The 17,994-nt window shown below is 70.2% G+C and carries 18 protein-coding genes; 10 read left to right on the top strand and 8 right to left on the bottom strand.

Features of this window, described 5'->3' with window-relative positions; all coding sequences use genetic code 11:
• Positions 1-146: 146 nt before the first annotated feature.
• Positions 147-1,301, top strand: a complete 1,155-nt coding sequence (locus ATM97_RS14475; protein WP_218718532.1) for a glycerate kinase — start codon at positions 147-149, stop codon at positions 1,299-1,301.
• On the opposite strand, the gene ATM97_RS14470 is transcribed toward ATM97_RS14475, so the two are convergent.
• Positions 1,282-1,653, bottom strand: coding sequence for a helix-turn-helix domain-containing protein (locus ATM97_RS14470; protein WP_218718531.1), 372 nt, complete (start codon positions 1,651-1,653; stop codon positions 1,282-1,284). The genes ATM97_RS14475 and ATM97_RS14470 overlap by 20 nt on opposite strands.
• A gap of 94 nt (positions 1,654-1,747) precedes the next feature.
• On the opposite strand from ATM97_RS14470, the gene ATM97_RS14465 reads away from it, so the two are divergent.
• Complete coding sequence (locus tag ATM97_RS14465; protein WP_218718530.1) at positions 1,748-2,677, top strand: NAD(P)-dependent oxidoreductase; 930 nt, start codon at positions 1,748-1,750, stop codon at positions 2,675-2,677.
• Between the two features lie 102 nt (positions 2,678-2,779).
• Here ATM97_RS14465 and ATM97_RS14460 read toward each other — a convergent pair whose 3' ends face one another.
• From ATM97_RS14460 to ATM97_RS14450, 3 genes are read right to left on the bottom strand one after another with little or no spacing between them, the layout of a single operon-like run.
• Positions 2,780-3,016: a helix-turn-helix transcriptional regulator gene (locus tag ATM97_RS14460; protein WP_189034374.1), complete on the bottom strand. Its 237-nt coding sequence runs from the start codon at positions 3,014-3,016 to the stop codon at positions 2,780-2,782.
• The gene (locus tag ATM97_RS14455; RefSeq protein WP_218718529.1) at positions 3,006-3,848 is read right to left on the bottom strand and encodes an ABC transporter permease; all 843 of its coding nucleotides are present in this window, start codon (positions 3,846-3,848) and stop codon (positions 3,006-3,008) included. Before ATM97_RS14455 ends, ATM97_RS14460 begins: the two co-directional genes overlap by 11 nt.
• Positions 3,845-4,774 carry an ABC transporter ATP-binding protein gene (locus ATM97_RS14450; protein WP_218718528.1) on the bottom strand — a complete coding sequence of 310 codons (930 nt, stop codon included), beginning with the start codon at positions 4,772-4,774 and terminating at the stop codon, positions 3,845-3,847. The genes ATM97_RS14455 and ATM97_RS14450 overlap by 4 nt, the downstream gene beginning before the upstream one ends.
• Before the next feature lie 179 nt (positions 4,775-4,953).
• Here ATM97_RS14450 and ATM97_RS14445 point away from each other — a divergent pair, with 179 nt between their 5' ends.
• Positions 4,954-5,400: a nitroreductase/quinone reductase family protein gene (locus tag ATM97_RS14445; RefSeq protein ID WP_218718594.1), complete on the top strand. Its 447-nt coding sequence runs from the start codon at positions 4,954-4,956 to the stop codon at positions 5,398-5,400.
• Here ATM97_RS14445 and aroQ read toward each other — a convergent pair.
• Both aroQ and ATM97_RS14435 read right to left on the bottom strand, forming a co-directional pair.
• The gene (aroQ, locus tag ATM97_RS14440; RefSeq protein ID WP_218718527.1) at positions 5,397-5,846 is read right to left on the bottom strand and encodes a type II 3-dehydroquinate dehydratase; all 450 of its coding nucleotides are present in this window, start codon (positions 5,844-5,846) and stop codon (positions 5,397-5,399) included. The two genes, ATM97_RS14445 and aroQ, sit on opposite strands and share 4 nt — an antisense overlap.
• Before the next feature lie 15 nt (positions 5,847-5,861).
• On the bottom strand, positions 5,862-6,440 hold the full coding sequence (locus tag ATM97_RS14435; RefSeq protein ID WP_218718526.1) for a hypothetical protein: 579 nt from the start codon (positions 6,438-6,440) through the stop codon (positions 5,862-5,864).
• Positions 6,441-6,879: 439 nt separating this feature from the next.
• Here ATM97_RS14435 and ATM97_RS14430 point away from each other — a divergent pair, with 439 nt between their 5' ends.
• Both ATM97_RS14430 and ATM97_RS14425 read left to right on the top strand, forming a co-directional pair.
• On the top strand, positions 6,880-8,517 hold the full coding sequence (locus tag ATM97_RS14430) for an NTF2-like N-terminal transpeptidase domain-containing protein (protein WP_218718525.1): 1,638 nt from the start codon (positions 6,880-6,882) through the stop codon (positions 8,515-8,517).
• An 84-nt stretch (positions 8,518-8,601) separates the two neighbouring features.
• Positions 8,602-8,958 (top strand): DUF3054 domain-containing protein, encoded by a 357-nt coding sequence (locus ATM97_RS14425; protein ID WP_218718524.1) that lies wholly within the window; start codon positions 8,602-8,604, stop codon positions 8,956-8,958.
• A gap of 16 nt (positions 8,959-8,974) precedes the next feature.
• On the opposite strand, the gene ATM97_RS14420 is transcribed toward ATM97_RS14425, so the two are convergent.
• Both ATM97_RS14420 and ATM97_RS14415 read right to left on the bottom strand, forming a co-directional pair.
• Positions 8,975-10,120, bottom strand: a complete 1,146-nt coding sequence (locus ATM97_RS14420) for a YbhN family protein (RefSeq protein ID WP_308248480.1) — start codon at positions 10,118-10,120, stop codon at positions 8,975-8,977.
• A gap of 4 nt (positions 10,121-10,124) precedes the next feature.
• The gene (locus tag ATM97_RS14415) at positions 10,125-11,645 is read right to left on the bottom strand and encodes an adenylate/guanylate cyclase domain-containing protein (RefSeq protein WP_218718593.1); all 1,521 of its coding nucleotides are present in this window, start codon (positions 11,643-11,645) and stop codon (positions 10,125-10,127) included.
• Between the two features lie 72 nt (positions 11,646-11,717).
• Here ATM97_RS14415 and ATM97_RS14410 point away from each other — a divergent pair, with 72 nt between their 5' ends.
• The 5 genes from ATM97_RS14410 to ATM97_RS14390 all read left to right on the top strand — a co-directional run bounded on the left by ATM97_RS14410 (position 11,718) and on the right by ATM97_RS14390 (position 17,980).
• Entirely contained in the window at positions 11,718-12,965 is a 1,248-nt protein-coding gene (locus tag ATM97_RS14410; protein ID WP_218718523.1) for an AI-2E family transporter, read from the top strand.
• Positions 12,946-14,124, top strand: a complete 1,179-nt coding sequence (macS, locus tag ATM97_RS14405) for a MacS family sensor histidine kinase (protein ID WP_218718522.1) — start codon at positions 12,946-12,948, stop codon at positions 14,122-14,124. The genes ATM97_RS14410 and macS overlap by 20 nt, the downstream gene beginning before the upstream one ends.
• A gap of 14 nt (positions 14,125-14,138) precedes the next feature.
• Entirely contained in the window at positions 14,139-14,795 is a 657-nt protein-coding gene (locus ATM97_RS14400) for a response regulator transcription factor (RefSeq protein WP_218718521.1), read from the top strand.
• 49 nt (positions 14,796-14,844) lie between these two features.
• Positions 14,845-15,510, top strand: coding sequence for a DUF1707 domain-containing protein (locus ATM97_RS14395; protein ID WP_218718520.1), 666 nt, complete (start codon positions 14,845-14,847; stop codon positions 15,508-15,510).
• A 79-nt stretch (positions 15,511-15,589) separates the two neighbouring features.
• Positions 15,590-17,980, top strand: coding sequence for a DUF2339 domain-containing protein (locus tag ATM97_RS14390; protein ID WP_255587753.1), 2,391 nt, complete (start codon positions 15,590-15,592; stop codon positions 17,978-17,980).
• The last annotated feature ends 14 nt before the right edge of the window (positions 17,981-17,994 follow it).

Raw genomic sequence — 17,994 nt, 5'->3', positions numbered from 1 at the left:
ACCCCGGTCCGCGACATTCGACGGTGGGGTCCGCGTATGGCGGGTTTCGGTCCGAGCCCGGACAATGTCGGGATGATCGGTCAGCGTGGGGACACGCCTGCTCGCGTCACCACGGAGGGCACCCGAGCATCGCAGGAGGAGACAGCATGACCGCACGTGTGGTGCTCGCGCCCGACAAGTTCAAGGGCTCGCTCACCGCGCCCGAGGTCGCCATCGCGCTGGCGGCCGGGATCCGCCGGGCCGCGCCGTCCGTCGACGTGCGCTGCGTGCCGGTCGCCGACGGCGGCGACGGCATGGTGGACGCGTTCGCCGCCGCGGGCTGGCAGCGGATCGTGGTCCCGGCCCCCGGCCCGACCGGGGAACCGTCGACCGCGGTCTACGCCGTGCACGGCGACACCGCGGTGGTCGAGCTGGCCGCGGCGGTCGGGCTGGTCAAGCTCCCCGGCGGTCGATTGGAGCCGATCCGGGCGAACACCTTCGGCCTCGGAGTGGTGGTCGCGCACGCGCTCGATCACGGCGCGCGCGAGATCGTCCTCGGACTCGGCGGCAGCGCGTCCACCGACGGCGGCGCGGGCTTCCTGCAGGCGCTCGGCCTGCGCCTGCTCGACCGCGACGGCAGCGAATTGCGAAGCGAGGTCACCGGATTCGACGTGGTCGCGCTGTTGAGCCGGGTGGTGTCGGTCGACCGGGCCGCGCTGCATCCGGCGATCGCGCAGGCGCGGTTCACGCTGGCCTGTGATGTGGACAATCCGCTACTCGGCCCCGCGGGTGCGGTGGCGGTGTACGCGCCGCAGAAGGGCGCCGACGCCGCGCGGATGGTGGATCTCGAAGCGGCACTCACCAATTGGGCAGCGGTGCTGGGGACCGGTTACGCCGAGATCGGCGGCGCGGGCGCGGCGGGTGGTACCGGATTCGGCGCGCTCGCGGTGCTCGGCGCGCAGGTCCGCAGCGGTATCGATGTGCTGCTCGAGCTGCTGGAATTCCCCGCGCTGGTGGCCGGGGCGAACCTGGTCGTCACCGGCGAGGGGTCGCTGGATCACCAGAGCATGCACGGCAAGGCGCCGGTCGGGGTGGCCGCCGCGGCCAAGGCGGCCGGGGTGCCGGTGGTCGCGGCGGTGGGCCGAACGATGTTGTCGCCCGGGGAGATCCGGGCGGCGGGCTTCGCCGGGTGTTACGCGCTCGCCGATCTCGAACCGAATCCGTCGCGCTCGATCGCGAACGCGGCGGCGCTGCTCGAACGCGTCGGCGAACGGATCGCGCTCGACCGCCTGTCGCGATGGGCTACAGCGCGACAGCGGTAGGGACGGGCGCGCTCGGGCGGGTGTTCACGGCGAGCTCGGCGCGGTGGGTGTCGCCCCAGTTCTCCAGTGGCTCCAGCGCCAGCCGCAGGGTCTCGCCGAGCGGGGTCAGCGAGTATTCGACGCGCGGCGGGATCTCGGGATAGACCTCGCGGTGCACCACGCCCGCGCCTTCCAGCTGGCGCAGGTTCTCGGTGAGCACCTTCTCGCTCACCCCGTCGAGTAGTCGCCGGATCTGCCCGAACCGCTGCGGGCCCGCGCCGAGCACCCACATCAGGTGCAGCTTCCACTTCCCGCCGACGACGTCGATCGCCAGGCTCATGCCGCACACGTCGTGATCTGTGTCACTTTTCATTGTTGGTGCACCCCTTCCGACCGTATTTCGGACCTCAGGGTAAGCAACCACACCCCGACGTTCGGTCTTCCCGACGATACCCGCGCCGACCACCATGGATTCCGGCGCCGAACCATCGAACAATCGAGAATCGAAGGGGCATCAGATGTCCGAACAGTCCACCCGCTCCGTCTCCGTGCTCGGCCTCGGCCCGATGGGGCAGGCCATGGTCCGCGCCTTCCTGGCGGCAGGCGTCGAGGTCACCGTCTGGAACCGCAGCCCCGACAAGGTCGACGCGATGGTCGCGCTCGGTGCCAAGCGCGCCGACACCGTCGCCGAGGCGCTGGCCGCCAACGAGGTGTCGGTCCTGAGCCTGACTCATTACGCCGCCATGTACGACGTGCTCGGTCAGGCGCCGGAAGCCCTGGCGGGCAAGGTGATCGCCAACCTGTCGTCGGACTCGCCGGACAAGGCGAGGGCCGGGGCGGCCTGGGTGCGCGAGCGTGGCGCGCAGTTCCTCTCCGGCGGGGTGATGTCGGCGGGCGACAACATCGAGCACCCCGCGTCCTACATCTTCTACAGCGGTCCGAAGGAGGTGTTCGACGCGCACGCCGAGCTGCTGCGTCCGCTCAGCCCGCAGGAGTACCTCGGCGCCGACGACGGCCTCGCCCAGGTCTTCTACCAGGCGTTGCTGGTCATCTTCCATCCCTGGCTGCTGGCCTTCGACCAGGCGACCGCGGTGATCGCGAAGTCCGGCCACGACATCGCCCAGTTCGTGCCGTTCGCGGTCCGTTCCAGCGAGGCCTTCCCGTACTTCATGGAGCAGTTCTCGGTGGCCAACCAGAACGGCGGCTGGGCCGACCTGGCCTCGCTGAAGATGATGGTGGCCGGCGCGCAGCACATCATCGACGCCAGCGAGGAGGTCGGCGTCGACGCCGGCTTCTCGCACCTGGCGCAGTCGTACTGGCGCAAGGCGGTCGAGGCCAGCGAGGCGGCGGGCAAGCCGGTGTCGACCTTCGAGCTGATCCGTGGCGCGGCCCGCTGAGATCGCCCGGCCGATCGGCTTCCGAGTGCCCTGCGGCACAGTCGAAGTCGACACGCCGAAACCGTCCGGCACCGCTCTGGGTGCCGGACGGTCGGCGGTGTTTCACGCGGTCTCGGCACCGAGCCGGGGGAACGGCTCGGTGGAGAACACCACCTCCACCGCCACCTCGAAGTAGGCCGCGATCCGCAGGGCGAGATGCAGGCTGGGGCTGTATTCGCCCCGTTCGAGATAGCCGACGGTCTGATAGTGCACGCCGAGCGCTTCGGCCAGGTCCCGCCGCGAGATGCCGCGCTCGGCGCGCAGCATCGCGATGCGGTTGTAGATGACCTCAGAAGGCACGCTGCATCGCCTTGTCCCTGCGCGCGGCCATCGCGGAGCCGGATTCGAGTGCCGCCATGCGCCGCAGGACGATCGGTGCGATCAGCAGTCCGGCGACGGTCCAGATCCCCAGAACCGCCACGGTCTCCACGTGCCGCCAGGACTGCTCGAGTTCGACGGCGACCGCGTCGGCGGGCAGCAGCGCCGAGCGCATGCCGAGGCCGAGCCAGTACATCGGGAACACCTGACCGACCGCTTGCAACCAGCCCGGCAGCGCGGTGATCGGGTAGAAGATGCCGGAGATGGCGACCAGGCCCATCAGCGGGATCGTCAGCAGGAACGACGAGCGGCTGTCGAGCAGGCTGCCCAGGATCGTGCCCCAGGGCAGCACGGCCAGCAGACCGAGCGCCACTACCCCGACGAATATCGCGATCGCGCTCGCGTCGGTCAGCGAGGAACCGCCGATGATCACCATGCCCACACCGAGCACGATAACGACCTGCGCGAGCACCGCGCCCGCGCCTGCCACGATCCTGCCGGTGAAGTAGCCGGTCAGTCCCCTGGGCACGGCCTTGGCGCGCAGCAACGTGCCGTCCTCCCGGTCCAGGACCAGCACATTGAGGACCGCGTACAGGCCGTTGAACGCGATGATGGAGCCGAGCAGGCCGGGGACGGCCAGCTCGGCGATCGACAGTCCGCTCTCGCCGTACATCCGGTTCCGCAGCAGGAACAGCACCGCGAGCGAGATGCCCGGGGTGAGGAACTGCCCGATCAGATCGGGAGCGTTGGTGTAGAGCTGGCGCAATTCGATCCCGCCGCGGGCAAGTCCGGCGCGGACAGCGGTGACGTTCATCGGGTGACCTCCGCGAGAGAGTGAACGGGTGCGCCCGTGTCGCCGGATTCGGCGCGCCGGACCAGGGTCATGTAGGTGTCCTCCAGCGAGGCGCGGCGGACCTCGAGTTCGCCGATGTCGTCACCGTGCTGTTTGAACAGCTCGTGTACGTACTTGGTCGACTCGGTGGTGGTGTGCACGAATCGCTGTCCGTCCACGGTCCAGCTCACCTGCGCCTCGCCCGCGACCGAGCGGGACAGCTCGTCGGGCGAGCCGTCGGCGATGATCCGCCCACCGGCCAGGATCAGCAGCCGGTCGGCGAGTTTCTCCGCCTCGTCCAGATCGTGCGTGGTGAGCAGCACCGTGGTGTCCTCCAGATCGGCCAGCCGGTGCACCAGATCGTGGAAGTCGCGCCGCGCGGCCGGATCGAAGCCCGCGGTGGGTTCGTCCATGAACAGCAGGTCGGGCTTGCCGACGATGCCGATCGCCACGTCCAGCCTGCGGCGCTGGCCGCCGGAGAGGGTGGCGATCTTGGCGTTCGCGTGGTCGGTCAGGCCGACCAGCTCGATGAGCTGATCGGTGTCCCACGGCCGCGGGGTGCGCGGGGTGGCATAGGGAACGTAGTACGAGCCGAGATGCTGAAGCAGTTCGCGCACACGCCATTTCGCGTGGTCGCGCCACGATTGCAGCACCACGCCGATGCGCGCGCGCCACTGTTCGTCACCGTGTTCGGGATCGGTCCCCAGCACGTCGACCCGGCCGGCCGACCTCCTGCGAAACCCCTCGAGGATCTCGATCGTGGTGGTCTTGCCCGCACCGTTGGGCCCGAGCATGACGAGCACCTCTCCGCGCGTGGCCTGGAATGTCACATCGTGCAGGACGTCGGTCTCGTCGTAGCGCATCCGTAGTTGCTGTACGTCGAGCACAACGCTGTTACTCGAAGCCATGAGTCCTCCCAATCATCGACCTTCGATGATATGTAGCATACGTACTACATTTCATCGCGGCAATACTTCGGGAGAAACGGACATTCCCAAAAGAGAGAGCACTGCTCTTGACATGTCGCCGCCGAGCGCGCATGCTTGTCTCAACAGAGAGCAGTGCTCACAGTTCAGGAGTGATCAAGATGGACAACGCCACCCGCTACCTCGGCCCCACCGGCTTCGACCCGATCATGAACAAGATCGCCAACCTGCTGCCCAAGCTGGGCATCAGCATCATGGGCTCGCGGCTGCTGGCCGTGCGCGGTCGCAAGAGCGGCGAATGGCGCACCACCATGGTCAACGTGATGACCGCCGCCGACGGTGAGCGCTACCTGGTCGCCCCGCGCGGGCACACCCAGTGGGTGCGCAACCTGCGCGTCGCGGGCGACGGTGAACTGCGGCTGGGCCGCAAGGTCGAGCAGTTCACGGCCACCGAGATCGCCGACACCGATAAGGTCCCGCTGCTGCGCCTCTACCTGGAGAAGTGGGGCTGGGAGGTCGGCAAGTTCTTCGAGGGCGTCGACAAGAACGCCTCGAACGAACAGCTCGCCGCCATCGCCCCCGGTTTCCCGGTCTTCCGGCTCGCCTAGGACTTGCCCAGGAATTCGATCGCGGCGGCGTAGCCCTGGACGCCGAGGCCCGCGATGACCGCGGTCGCGATCGGGGATACGAACGAGTGGTGCCGGAACTCCTCGCGCGCGTGCACATTGCTGATGTGCACCTCCACGATCGGCACCTCGGGGATCACCAGGGCATCGCGCAGCGCGACCGAGGTGTGAGTCAGGCCGCCGGGATTGATCACGATGGCCGAGACCTCGCCGCGCGCCTGCTGGATCCGATCGATCAGCGCGCCTTCGTGATTGGACTGGAAGGCCACGACCTCGCGGCCGAACCGGGCGGCCGTGCGCTCGCACAGGGCGACGACGTCGGCGAGGGTGTCGGCGCCGTAGATCTCCGGCTGGCGGGTGCCGAGCATGTTCAGATTCGGCCCGTTGAGCACGAGGATCGGGCCGGTGGCCTGCACGGTGTCTGCCATGCAGGCCACCTTAATTCACAGGCCGGTCGGGCCTTCGGAGCGCAGGTCGTCGACCTTGCGCATGGCCTCGCGGAGTTCGGCCAGCCAGGACTCGGCGTGCTTGCCCGCCAGTTTCACCGTCCAGGCCAGCGCGTCGGCGCGGGAGCGGGCCACGCCCGCGTCGATCAGGGTGTCGAGGACCTGGCGTTCGGGCTGGCGCAGCCGGGTCATCACCGGAACCGCGAGGTGGGTGAACAGGATTCGCTCACCGTCGACCCGCACGCCCCAGGCGACGCTGCGGCCGTAGCGCCGCTGCGCCTCGTCGGCGATCCGCATCCTGGCCGGCCGGGTGGACTCGCGGAAGCGGGCCAGCGCTCCCTCCTTCGTCGCCGCCGAGACCGGCGCGTCGGCGTCGGCCGACTTGGGCTGCGGCACCGGGAGTTCGCCGACGACCACGATCTCGTCGCGGTCGATCTCGATCTCCGGCGGGCCGGTGAACCAGTCGGCGGGCAATCGTCCGGCGAACCAATCGGGGGCATCGGCCGGATCGGGGAGGTCTGCTTGCTGCCAGCCGCCCGGCCGGCCGAATCCGCGTTCGCGATGGGCGTTCCGCATGGAAATCACCTGCTATCTCTGTTGCGCACGTTGCGTTGATTACAAGATTACGCCGATATATGCGCAGCGGTTTATGCTCTGCGTGAACGATGGTGTTCCCGGCCGATGTGGGTCGGTGACGTGGGGTTGAGTGTCGGTGGGCCTGGGTACCCTCACGTTGAATCGCCGGACAATGCGAGATCCGCACAACTCGGCGGGCCGCCCGGTACGGTAGGCGCGCCAGATGTTGCCACTGGCTGGGCGAGGTTCGAGATCAGGCCCTCATCGGGGCGAGATTTCGGGCACAATCTAGGTGCTGAGGTCGGCTAGCGTCCCGTGTTACCGGGGCATCGGAGACGGGTCAACTTCCGGTACGGTGGATTTGTTACCGGAGTGGCAAGAGTGAAGAGTGGGCGATATGGATGTGTGGGGATCCCGCCGCTTTCGCGCACGGGGCGCAATGGCGATCGTGGGGGTTGCGACCCTCGCCATCGCGCTGTGCTCGTGCGGGGTGGGTGGGAAGCCGAGTGAGTCGGAATCGGTTGTCCAGCGGTTCACCGATCTGCTGGACGCGCAGGATTACACCAAAGCCGCCGACCTGACCTCGTACCCCGCCGCCGCTTCGGCAACCATGAAGCAAATGTTCGAAGGCTTGGCGACCGGCAAGGTCGACTACGAGCCGAGCCAGGTGATCGATCTCGACCCGCAGTCGGCGATCTTCAGCATGGACGTCGCCTGGAACTTCGGCGAGCACAAGGACTGGACCTACACACTCCAGGGCACCGTCCGCAAGCTCGCGATCGGCTGGCGGATCTCCTGGGACCCCGCCGTCGTGATGCCGCAGCTGGCCAACAATCGCACCGTCAAGCTCGTGCGCACCACCGCCAAGCCGCCGCCGCGGGTCGTCGACCTGCCCGGTGAGCCGCTGATGACCGAGCAGACGATCAATGTCATCAAGATCGATCCGAGCCGCACCGGCGACCTGGTCGGGTCGACCAACGCGCTCGCCGACGCGATCGAGCCGGTCGCTCCGTTGATCACCGGGCCCTCGCTGATGCAGCAGCTGGCCGCCTCGCAGGGCAAGCCGGTCGTCGCGGTCAACCTGCGCGAGGGCGACTTCGCGATCCTGGAACCGCGGATGGCGCGGGTACCGGGGGTGGTGATGGAGAAGCAGCCCAAGCTGATCTCCGCCGATCGCCGCACCTGGTCGCCGATGCTGGACGCGTTGCGCGAGGTGTGGAAGGACAGCCAAGAGGCCACCGCCGGCTGGGGCGTGCAGATCTTCGAGGCCGACGGCCGGTTCGTCAGCCAGGTCGCCGGCTATCAGGGCCCGGCCGGGCCCGATATCTCCGCGACCATGGACCAGCGGTTGCAGCGCGCGGCCGAGGACGCGGTGGTCAGCGTGGGTACGCCGGCCTCGGTGGTCGCGATCCAGCCGTCCACCGGCGCGGTGGTCGCCGTCGCGCAGAACAGCTACGCCACCGAGAAGGGCCCGATCGCGTTCACCGGGCTGTTCCCGGCCGGTGGCACCATGGAACTGTTCCGCACCGTCGCCGCGGCGACGAAGAACAAAGCGCCGCAGGATGTTTCGGTGCAGGAGGCGGCCGAGGCGGCGACCGCGCTCGGCGTCGGCGTCGACTTCAAGGTGCACGGGCTCGACGAGGTGACCGGGCGGATCAGCGCTCCCGGCCGCAGCACCGAACAGGTGCGCCAGGGCGCGGGCTCGGACGCGGTGCTGGCCAGCCCCTTCGGTATGGCGATCGCCGCCGCCGCGATCGCGCGCGGCTCGGTGGTGCCGCCGATGATCGAGAACGGCAAGCCCAGCACCACCGACACCCCCGTGCCCGCACTCGCCCAGCCCGCCGTCGACCGGCTGCGCGGCCTGCTGCAGGAGGGCATCGGCAAGCCGGAAACCGCTGCGCTGCGCGGCTTCCGGGATGTCACCGCCTTCGCGGCGACCGGCGGCGCCGACGGCTGGCTGCTGGCCACCATGGGCGACCTGGTCTTCGCGGTGCACATCGCCGACGTCGACAGTGGCGACGCGACCTCGCGACTCGCCGCCGTCCTGCTGAAATCGCTGGCCTCGCCGGAGCCGTGAACACGGCTGCACGTGCAGAGTGTGCACTGATCAGTGGGGCTCGGCGCGGTCCGAATGAAGATCACGAACCGTTAGGCTGCTTGCGTGAGGAGATTCGCGCCGTTCGCCGCTGATGCCCTGTTGGTGATCGTTTTCTGCGCGATCGGCAGGCGCAGTCACGACGAAGCGGTGCTGGCCGGTCTCGTGAAAACGGTGTGGCCCTTCGGCATCGGATTACTGCTCGGCTGGGCGCTGGCCGTGCTCGCCGCGCGCAACGCCCGCTTCGACGCCACCGCGCTGTGGCCCAGCGGCATCCTGATCTGGCTCGGCACGCTGGTCGGCGGGATGGTGCTGCGGGCGGTGAGCGGTCAGGGGGTGGCGGCGAGCTTCGTCGTTGTCGCGAGTTGTGTGCTCGCCCTGTTCCTGCTCGGCTGGCGGGCCGCGCTGAGCGCGCTGCGGTGAGCGGCCGAGGTCCCGGCTAGCTCGGCTGGGCCGGTCCGCCTGCGGTGTCCTCGGGCTTGCCGCGCCGGAGTTTGGCCTGTAGTCCCGGCGTGGTGGAGAAGTACTCCTGCTCGTATTCCTCGTCGTCGGCCTGCGGAGTACGGAACAGGAACGCGAAGACGATCCAGCCGACGATGGCGACCAGGATGAAGCTGACGAACCGGTAGACGAACGCGGCGGCGACCGCCTGGGAGGCGGCCAGGCCCGCGGCGGCGGTGAGGCTGTAGATCAGGGTCGCGTCGACGTAGACGATGCCGCCGGGCGCGAACGGGATGGAACCGACGGCCTTGCCCGCGGTGAAGGCGATGAGCAGGCCGGACAGCTTGGGATCGGCGCCGATGGCATAACAGGCCGCGCCGAGACAGGCCACGTCGGCGCAGCGGTGCACCAGCGCCCACAGGCCGACCAGCGCCGCGTCCTTCTTGCCCAGGTCCACCGATTCCAGCTGGCGCCGGATCTCGCCCAGCTTGGCGATGCCGTGACCGGCGGGCTTCTTGCGCAGCCGGTTCACCAGCGCCAGCACCCGGCGCAGCATCGCCTCGAGCGTGCCCGGATGCCGGGCGAGGTAGTTGCCCGCGACCAGCAGCGCGGCCAGGATCACCACCGACCCGATCAGTTTGGGACCGATCTGGTTGCCGACCAGCGCCGCACCGGCGACGCCGAGCAGCGCCAGCCCGGCCGCGGCGACCACGCCGGAGAACACCAGCTGCCAGGACGCCACGATCGGGCTCGCGCCCCAGCGCCGGGTCTGGCGGTAGGTGAACGCGGTGGAGAAGACCTGGCCCGCGGGCAGGGTCACCGACATCGCGGTGGCGCCGTAGACGACCGACACCGACTTGCCCTGGCTGACATCCACCCCGCCCGCGTGCAACAGCTGCTTCTGCACCCGGCCGAATCCGCTCATCGACATCGCCTGCAACACGATGCACAGCACCAGCCAGCCCCAGTGGATCTCGGTCAGAGTGAGCCACGAGTCGTGCAGCCGCGGCCACAGGTAGGCGCCTTCGCCGATGAGCAGCGCGAGCAGCACCACGCCGAGCACCCACTTCACCCACCGGAACCGGCGGCGGCGCTCGGTCGGTGGCGAGGCGGGTTCGCCTGCTAGGTCGCCGTCGGCCGTCACGGTCTCAGCCTAACGAACGCAGCTGTTCTCCCTGGTCCTCGCCGGGCGCGGCGGCTATCGGTTTCGGCCAGGCCAGGCGGGTTTTTCTGCGTCTGCCACGCAGTTGCACCTCGTCGCCGGTTTCCCAATGGTCTTGCTCGCTTTCGTCGGCGAAGTAGAGCGCGCTGCCCGAAGCGAGAACGCGGCCGGGATGATCTTTGGCCAATTCGGTGAGCCGGGACGCCTCGTTGACGGGGTCGCCGATCACGGTGTATTCGAAACGATTTGCGGCGCCGATGTTTCCGGCGACCGCCAGGCCGGCCGAGACGCCGATGCCGACGTCGAGGCTGGTCACCTCGCGCAGTGCCTCGCGCAGGTCTCGGGCGGCGGCCAGGGCGGCGCTGGGCGCGTCGGGGCGGTCCAGCGGCGCGCCGAAGATGGCCAGCGCCGCGTCACCGACGAATTTGTTGACGAAACCGTGGTGGCGGTCGATCACGTCGACCACCACCCGGAAGAACTCGTTGAGCAGGCTGACGACCTCGGTCGGCGGCCGCTCGGCCGCCGCGGCGGTGGAGCCGACCATGTCGACGAACAGCACCGCGACGAACCTGGTCTCACCGCCCAGTTCGGTGCCGTAGTCCAGGGCCCGCTGGGCCACGTCCTCACCGACGTGCTGGCCGAACAGCTCCTGGAGTTTTCGCCGCTTGGCCGCCTCTTCCATCATCCGGTTGAAGCCGACCTGCAGCAGGCCGATCTCGCTGCCGTCGTAGACCTCCACCTGCACGTCGCGCGCGCCGCCCTGCACCCTGTTGATGGCTTGGGACAGCTGGCGCACGGGGTCGGAGATGGAGGACCCGGTGAGCATCGACAGCGCCAGCGCCTGCATGATCACCACGCCGCACAGCAGCAGGATCGAGATGGCCAGCGACTTCGCCGAGAACTTCACATCGGAGGAGATCTGCGTGACGCACAGCAGCACGATCGCGATGGTCGGCGCGAAGGTGCCCATGCCCCAGGTCATCGCCATCCTGGTGCCGACGCCGGGGGTGAGGGTGTGGTCGAAGGTGCCCTCGGTCAGCGCCTCGGCGGCGACCGGGCGCAGGATGCGCTCACCCAGCATGTAGGTGAAGCCGAACACGATGGTGGCGGCCATACATTCGGTGACGATCACCGCGCCCGCCAGCTCGGGCGACTCGACGATGATCAGCGCCGCCAGGATGCCGCCGCCGATGATCCACAGCACCAGATGCAGGATCGATTGGCGCAGCGGCACGTGCAGCGCGGCCATCTGTTCCTGCCTGCTGGGTGGGCCGCCCCGCATCTGCCAGCGCATCACCGGCCGCAGCATCAGCGCGGCGCCCGCGATACTGAGCACCGCGGCGGCGCCGAAGACCAGCACCGGTGCGAGGAAACCGGTCTGGCGCACGCCACCGGGGTCGCCCTCGGGAACGGGCAGGCCGTACTGGATGAAGGCCCACACCAGGACCGCGCCGAAGGCGTTGGCCAGCAGTACCGAGGTCAGATACAGCGGCCAGCGCGTTCGCATGGTCTGTTTGACCGCTTCCAGGGGCGCCGACACGACCACCAATCTAGCGTTCGGACCGATAGGCTCTCTCGGGTGACCGACCAGAAGGTAGATTCCGGGCCCGCGTCCACACCGTGGCGCGCGGACGCCGAGGCAGTGCATCCGCTGGTCCGCAAAGCCGCCGCCTGGAGCTGGCGGCTGTTGATCATCTTCGCCGCCCTGCTCGCGGTGGGGATGCTGGTGCAGAAGTTCGCCACCGTGGTGATTCCGCTGGCGATCGCGCTGCTCGCGGCCGCGCTGCTCGCGCCGCTGGTCGACTGGATGCAGCGCGTGGGGATTCCGCGTTCACTCGGCGTGTTCGTCGCGCTGGTCGGGTCGATCGGGCTGCTCGCCGGGATCTTGACCTTCGTCGTCGAGCAGTTCGTCGACGGTGTGCCGGGGCTGTCCAACGAGGTCACCAACAGCGTCCACAAGGTGCAGGACTGGCTGATCAACGGCCCGCCGCACCTGAGCGATCAGCAGATCCGCAGTGCGGGCGACACCATCGTGCGCACCATTCAGGACAACCGCGAGAGCCTGACCAGCGGCGCGCTGACCACCGCCACCGCGATCGGGCACATCCTCACCGGTGCCTTCCTGATCCTGTTCATCCTCATCTTCTTCCTCTACGGCGGCGACCAGATCTGGCACTTCGTCACCCGGATCATCCCCACCGCGCACCGGGAGAAGGTCCGCACCGCCGGCGAGCTGGGCTTCGGCACGCTGGTCGGGTTCGTGCGCGCGACCGTGGTGGTGGCCGCCGTGGACGCGATCGGTATCGGCGCCGGGTTGGCGATCCTGCACGTCCCGCTGGCGTTGCCGCTGGCCTCGCTGGTGTTCATCAGCGCGTTCATCCCGATCATCGGCGCGTTCTTCGCCGGGTTCGTCGCGGTGTTCATCGCGCTGGTCACCAAGGGCCTGGTCACGGCCCTGATCGTGCTCGGCATCATCATCGCGGTGATGCAGCTGGAAGGCCATGTGCTGCAACCGCTGCTGCTGGGCCGGGCGGTGAGCATCCATCCGCTGGCCGTCGTGCTGGCGATCACCGCCGGTTTGGTGGTCGGCGGGATCGCGGGCGCGCTGCTGGCGGTGCCGTTGATCGCGGTCGGCAACACCGCGATCCGCTATCTGCTCGCCGACAGTCCGGACGAGGTCTACGGCGAGCTGATAGGCGACGATCGCAGACTGTTCTCCGCCGAGCCGGACAAACCGGAGCCGGGTCGATTCGATATCGCGCGCACGCTGCGCAAGGACGAGAGCAGGGTCGAGGCGGAGTCCGGCGATGCGGACGCACACAGCTGAGCTGAGCTCGGCCGACGCGGCGACCGCGCCCCTGTGGCGGGCCGCCCAGGCGTTCCGGCTGGTCACGCTGCTGTACGCGATCGGCCAGCAGATCGCGTCGGTGCCCTACTACGAGCACCCGCGACTGAGCTGGGTGCTGATCGCGCTGATGGCGATCTGGTCGGGCAGCTCCGCGCTGCTGCTCTCGCAGTGGTATTTCCCCACCGCGACCGGCCGGATCCGGGGCTGGGTGGTGCTCGGCGACCAGGTCGTGACGGTCCTGCTGATCGCCTCCACCCGGCTGGTCGCCGACTACGACTGGTACCACGGCCATCAGACGCTGCCGACGACCCTGTGGATCGCCAACTCGGTGATCTCGATGGCCATCCTGCGCGGACCGGTCGCCGGGGTGCTCGCCGGGCTCGGCATGTCGGCGGTGGTGGTGACGGTGCGGGAGCAATGGGGACAGGACGTGTGGGGCGACGCCACCGCGCCGGTGCTCGTCTCGGTCGGCCTGGCGCTCGGCCTGGCCGCCAACACCGCCCGCCGGGCCCAGGGCCAGCTCGAACGCGCGCTGCGGATCACCGCCGCCGCGCAGGAACGCGAGCGGCTCGCCCGCGAAGTGCACGACGGCGTGCTGCAGGTGCTGGCGTTCATCAAGCGTCGCGGCAACGAGATCGGCGGGCCCGCGGCCGAACTCGCGCAGCGGGCGGGCGAACAGGAAGTGGCGCTGCGGGTCCTGCTGTCCGAACAGGCCGAACGGCCGGATTCCGGCGCGGCCGAGGTGGATCTGCGGCCGCTGCTGACCGCGCGGGCCACGCCGAAGGTCTCGGTGGCCACCCCGGGCGACCCGGTGCTGATCGCCCGGTCCACCGCGCAGGAGATCGCCGCCGCCGTGACGACCGCGCTGTCGAACGTCGACCTGCACGCCGGGCCGGACGCGAAAGCGTATGTGCTGCTGGAGGACACCGGTGACATGCTGGTGGTGAGCGTGCGCGACGACGGGATCGGCATCCCGGCGGGCAGGCTCGCCGCCGCCGAAGCCGAAGGTCGGATGGGGGTTTCCCGTTCCATCGTCGGCCGGGTCGGCGCACTGGGCGGCACCGCCGAACTGCTGACCGAGGGCGAGGACTTCGGCACCGAATGGGAATTCCGGATTCCGCGCCACCCGGCGCGCTGAGCGAAGGAGCCGCGATGACCGACCAGGCGATCACGGTGATGGTGGTCGACGATCACCCGATGTGGCGCGAGGGCGTCTCCCGCGACCTCACCGAGGCCGGTTTCGCCGTCCCCGCCACCGCCGACGGGGTCGGCACCGCCACCCGCCGCGCGGCCGCGGTCCAGCCCGACGTGGTGCTGATGGACATGCAGCTCACCGACGGCAACGGCGCCGCCGCCACCGCCGAGGTGCTGCGGGTCTCCCCGCACAGCCGGGTGCTGGTGCTGTCCGCGTCGGCCGAACGCGACGACGTGCTCGACGCGATCAAGGCCGGGGCCAGCGGTTATCTGGTGAAGAGCGCCTCGGCGGCCGAGCTGATCGACGCCGTGCGGGCCACCGCCGCCGGTCAGCCGGTGTTCACGCCCGGTCTCGCCGGGCTCGTGCTCGGTGAGTACCGGCGGATGGCGACCGCGCCGCCCGCCGCCGACGAGCCGCATCGCCCGTCGCTGACCGAGCGGGAGACCGAGGTACTGCGGATGGTGGCCAAGGGGCTGTCGGCCAAACAGATCGCCTCGCGGCTCAATCTGTCCCACCGCACGGTCGAGAACCATGTGCAGGCCACGCTGCGGAAATTGCAGCTCGCCAACCGGGTGGAGCTCACCCGCTACGCCATCGAACAGGGACTCGAATAGGGGTTTGCCCTGATGCGCTGGGGGCGTCGCCGTCGCTACCCTCGATGACATGGGCGGTCCCGAATCCCTCTTCGTCCCCGGCGCCCCGACGGCCGGTCCCGTCGGCGACCGGGACCTGCGCGTCTCCGACGCCGAACGCGAGCACGTCGGCCAGCTGCTGCAACGCGCCGTCGGCCTCGGCATGCTCTCCCTCGGCGAGTTCACCGAGCGCATGGACACCGCGCTCGCCGCGAAGACCCGGGGTGAACTCAACGTGGTGCTCGTCGACCTGCCCGGCATGCGGGTGGCCGGCGCGCCGCAACCCGCCGCGATGCCGCGGCCGCGCCCGATCCCGCCCGGCGGCTCGATCCCCGGCCTGATCCGCAGCCGCCTCTCCGGCGTGCACCGTCGCGGCCCCTGGCAGGTGCCGCCGGTGCTGCACCTGAACAACCTGCTCTCCGGGGTCACGCTGGACTTCACCGAGGCGGTCATGCAGACCCAGATCGTCGAGATCAAGGTCGACGATTACCTCAGCGGCCTCACCCTGCTCGTCCCCGCCGCCGCCACCGTCGACCTCAACGGCCTGGAGCTCATCGGCTCCGGCGTCACCAACAAGGTCCGCACCGGACCGCCCATCGGCCCGCTGCACCTGGTCGTCCACGGCCGCGTCCGCTTCGGCTCGGTCACCGCGAAGTACCCGCTCATGGTCCAGTGGCGTCGCTTCCTCGGCTCCTGACCGTTTTCGGGTAGGAACAGGCACCCCGGCAGGGGTTTCTACTCATGTCCCGCGCGGTCCGCGCGCCGACGATGAGGACATGAGTACTTCGATCGATCCCGCGCTCGTCGCCCGGCTGTCGGGCGAGTTCACCACGCTGGGCGCCCAGATGGGCCGGCTCGGCGGTGACCTGGAGGTGCTGCGCGCACAGTTGCAGGGGCAGATCGCGGGTGCGACCGCCGCGAACCGGGGGACCGCGGTGTACCCCGGCTTCGCCCAGAGTCCCGGTCCGGCGGCGCCGACCAGTGGCGTGACTCCCGTCGGCGCACCGTATCCGGCCGAACGCGATGCCGAGGTCGCCGCGAGCGCGGAGGGGTCGCGCGGACACTCGCCCGATGCGAGAGCCGAAGGCGTGGCCGACCTGGGGAGCGCGGCCGGTGATGCCGCGGTTGCCGCGACGCGGGTCTCGGTCCCGGGTGAAGGCGCCGGGCCGGTCGCGGTTCCCGGCGATGCCGGCGCAGCGACATCGAGTCATGCTCCGAGCTGGGGCTTTCCGGTTCCGGGCGGCGTGCCCACCACCGGTGGGCAGGGCCCGGGGGGCAGGGCTGTCGGTGGCGCCGAAGTGCCTGCGGGCGTGCCCTTCTCGAGTGGGCAGGTCGCCGGTGGTCAGGTGCCCGGGCCCGCGGGCGGACACCAGGTACCCGGTGCGGTGCCGGTGGCAGGTGGGCCGGGATCGGCGCCGGAATACCGGCCTGCTCCGCAAATGCCTGGGGCGCAGTGGATGTCGCCGCCATCGTACGGGGCTTGGCGAGGCGCGCCCGGGTATGGGGCTGGGCCGCGTGGCCGGGCGTGGGCACCGCCGGTGGCTCGGGAGCCGCGGACACCGTGGTGGCAGCGGGAAGGGGTGATTTCGCGGGCGCTGGCCGTGGCCGGGGTCGGGGTCACGCTCATCGGCGTGCTGATGTTGCTGGTGTTGGCCGCGCAGGCGGGGTTCTTCGGACCGGTGGCGAGAGTGGTTGCCGGGGGCGCGCTTTCGGTAGGGCTGGTCGCGGCGGGGTGGCGGGTGTTCGGGCGTCCGGGGGGACGGGTCGGCGCGATCGCGCTGGTGGCCACCGGTATCGCCGGTGCGTACCTGGATGTGGTCGCGGTGACCGGCTACTACCACTGGGTCGCGCCGGGGGTCGGGCTCGCGGTGGCGATGGGGGTCGCGCTGGCGGGAGTGGGCATCGCGATGCGGTGGCAGTCGCAGCCGCTGGCGGTGGGGGTGGTGCTCGGGGCGGCGGTGCTGTCGCCCGCGCTGACGACCGAGTTGATGCTGCTGGGGTTCCTCGTGGTGTTGCAGGCGGCGGGTGTGCCGGTGCAGATGCGCCGGGAATGGCCGGTGCTGCACGTGGCCCGGACCCTGCCGGTGGTGCTGGCGGCGCTGAGCATGATCGCGCTGAGCGGGCTGTCGGCGGCGATCGCCGGTGACGAGGTCGAGGAGCGTGCCGGGCTGCTGGCCGCGGCCCTCGCGTGTGCGGTGGTCGGGCTGGCCGGTGCGTTGCTGGTGGTCCGGCGGCGGCCGGGCGACATCACCGCGAGCGTCACGATCGCGCTCACCGCACTGCCCGTCTTCGCCGCGGCACTGCTGTTCGACCGTCCCGTGAACGCCGCGATCACCGGCACCCTGGCCGTGGTCCTGCTCGGTCCGGCGGCGACCTCGCTGGTCCCCGCGCTCGACCGGCTGGGGATCCCCCGGCACACCGCGCTGGTCGCCGCGCTCACCGGCGCTGCCTCCCTGCTGCTGACCTGCATCACCGCGACCGGCGGCGAGCCGCACCTGCTGCCGATCGCGCTCGCGACGGTGGCCCTGGCCTTCCTGGCGGTCGCGGCCACCAGCCGGACACGGGTGAGCGCCGGCCTGGGCATCGCCTTCGCCGCGCTCGGCGGACTGGTCCTGCTGGCGATCGCCTCGCCGGAAACCCTGGCGCTGCACCGCCTCGCGGATCAGCGACTCGACATCGCCACCGCGTTGGCCGCCGTCCTCGGGCTCGGTGTCGCCGCCATGGTGGCGTGGACGGTGCCCCGGGTGCGGGGCTGGGGCGAGCAGGCGCTCGTCACCGGGGTCTGGATCGCGGTGAGCGTGGCCGGGCTGTACTACGTGCTGGTCGCGGCGGTCTCGGTGGGCGTATCCCTCGGCGGGGCGGACGGTTTCGTCCTCGGCCACAGCATCGCGACGATCGTGTGGATGGCCGCCGCGACGGCCTCGCTGTTCTACGGTCTGCGCAGGCTGTCGCGTTCGCCCGCCGTCGCCAAGGTCTGCCTGGTCTCGGGCCTGCTCGTGGCGGCCGCCGCGCTGGCCAAGCTGTTCCTGTTCGATCTGTCGACACTGTCGGGCCTGGTCCGGGTCGCCGCCTTCCTGGTGGTCGGAATGCTGCTGCTGCTCACCGGAACCCGCTACGCACGGGCCTTCGCGGACGCGGGACCTACCCGGCCGACCCCGCTCGGCTGACCCCCGGAACGAAA

The organism is Nocardia sp. MH4, from assembly GCF_019266065.1.
Taxonomy (GTDB): Bacteria; Actinomycetota; Actinomycetes; order Mycobacteriales; family Mycobacteriaceae; genus Nocardia; species Nocardia canadensis.
This window is presented reverse-complemented; position numbering and strand designations above follow the sequence as displayed.